The organism is Sphingobacterium shayense, assembly GCF_013179575.1.
Lineage (GTDB): Bacteria > Bacteroidota > Bacteroidia > Sphingobacteriales > Sphingobacteriaceae > Sphingobacterium > Sphingobacterium shayense.
In genome coordinates this window covers 1-1,482 of the sequence record NZ_JABMCQ010000319.1, presented here as the reverse complement: position 1 = coordinate 1,482, position 1,482 = coordinate 1, and the positions used below count along the sequence as shown (strand labels likewise).

At 38.9% G+C, this 1,482-nt stretch carries 3 protein-coding genes; all 3 read left to right on the top strand.

Annotation, left to right across the window (positions count from 1 at the left end):
• Positions 1-576: protein translocase subunit SecF (gene secF / locus HP439_RS19090; RefSeq protein WP_172391911.1), on the top strand; the 576-nt coding region annotated here is incomplete at its 5' end.
• 137 nt (positions 577-713) lie between these two features.
• Positions 714-1,319: a TlpA family protein disulfide reductase gene (locus HP439_RS19085; protein WP_172391910.1), complete on the top strand. Its 606-nt coding sequence runs from the start codon at positions 714-716 to the stop codon at positions 1,317-1,319.
• Positions 1,319-1,482 (top strand): glyceraldehyde 3-phosphate dehydrogenase NAD-binding domain-containing protein (locus HP439_RS19080; RefSeq protein WP_246229427.1); only part of this gene is annotated, 164 nt, incomplete at its 3' end. The genes HP439_RS19085 and HP439_RS19080, both read left to right, overlap by 1 nt.

Here is a 1,482-nt window from a genome sequence, read left to right as displayed (position 1 = left end):
AGTATTGCTTCTGATATTAAGGATAGAGCAATATGGTCAGCGGTATTTGCAATCATCATTATAGCCATTTATATTTTAGTTCGTTTCCGCAAATGGCAATATTCAGCAGGTGCAGCAATAGCAACGGTTCACGATGGAATCATCCTCCTGGGTGTTTTCTCCCTTCTAGATGGTATTGTACCGTTCTCTCTTGACATCGATCAACATTTCGTCGCTGCTATTCTAACCGTGCTTGGTTATTCTGTAAATGACACGGTGGTAGTATTTGATAGGATTCGTGAAAATTTAAGCGGAAAACGTAGTAGAAACACTGACCTTGGAGAAGTCGTAAATCATTCCATCAACACCACGTTGAGTCGTACTATCATTACTTCATTGACAATTATATTTGTATTAGTTGTACTATTTGTCTTTGGAGGTGAGGTAATTCGTGGATTCTCATTTGCAATTTTATTAGGTATCATTGTGGCGACTTATTCATCAATTTTCCTAGCTGCACCAGCGGTGTATGATTTAGGTAAAAAAGGGGATTTTGCCGAAGAAAAAGCTGCAAAGCCAAAAGTAGTGACACCATAAGTTTAACTAGACAAAACAGTCTAACAAGGGCCCCTACTCGACGGTAGGGGCCCTTGCTCATTTTAATATCATTTCCCATAATTTAGCTAGGTCATTGTCAGTTTTTTTCCTAGTTTTGGAAATAAAGAAATACGCTAATGATAAAATATTTATACAGCAGTGTTGCCTTGGCGTTGATTTCAAGCTTAACAGCTTGTCAATCAGAAGGCACAAATAACAACGCGACACAGCAAGTTCAACAAGAGCCGCAAGCTAATGCGTCGTCAGCTCATCCTCAATCACCTTCTCCTAATACCCAGGCACCAGCTTTGGTCAAAGATGTAGCAAAGCAACTTCCTGATTTTAAATTTTATAAAGTAAAATCGGGTATCGAATTTACGAAAGCTGACATACCGTCCGGGAAAACTACGGTTTTTATGTTATTCGATCCAAACTGTGGTCACTGTCAACATGAAACGGGACTTCTCGCTAAGAATTATGAGAAACTAAAAGATCTCAACATTTATTTCGTTTCGATGAATGAACCAGCATTGATGGCATCTTTCCTTGAAACATTTGGCAAAGAGTTGGTTGATAAACCAAACGTAGAAGTTCTATATGATAGAAACCAAGAATTTATTCAGAAAATTCACGTTCCGGAGCAGTTCCCAGCAAACTATATTTATGGAGCCGATGGCGTACTTAAAAACCACTGGGAAGGTGAAAAAGAGATTAGTTTTATATTAGCGGAGCTTACAAAGTAATGAACATTGCAATCAATGGCTTTGGTAGAATAGGTCGTAATACTTTACGCAACATATATCGGCGGGGTCTGCAAGAAGAACTTTCAGTAATCGCCATCAATGACACGACCGATACAACTACCCTTGCCCATTTATTAAAATACGATTCCGTCCATGGTCCATT

Excerpts from the sequence above, each read along its gene's own strand:
- HP439_RS19085 (WP_172391910.1), top strand. The coding sequence starts at position 714 with ATGATAAAATATTTATACAGCAGTGTTGCCTTGGCGTTGATTTCAAGC.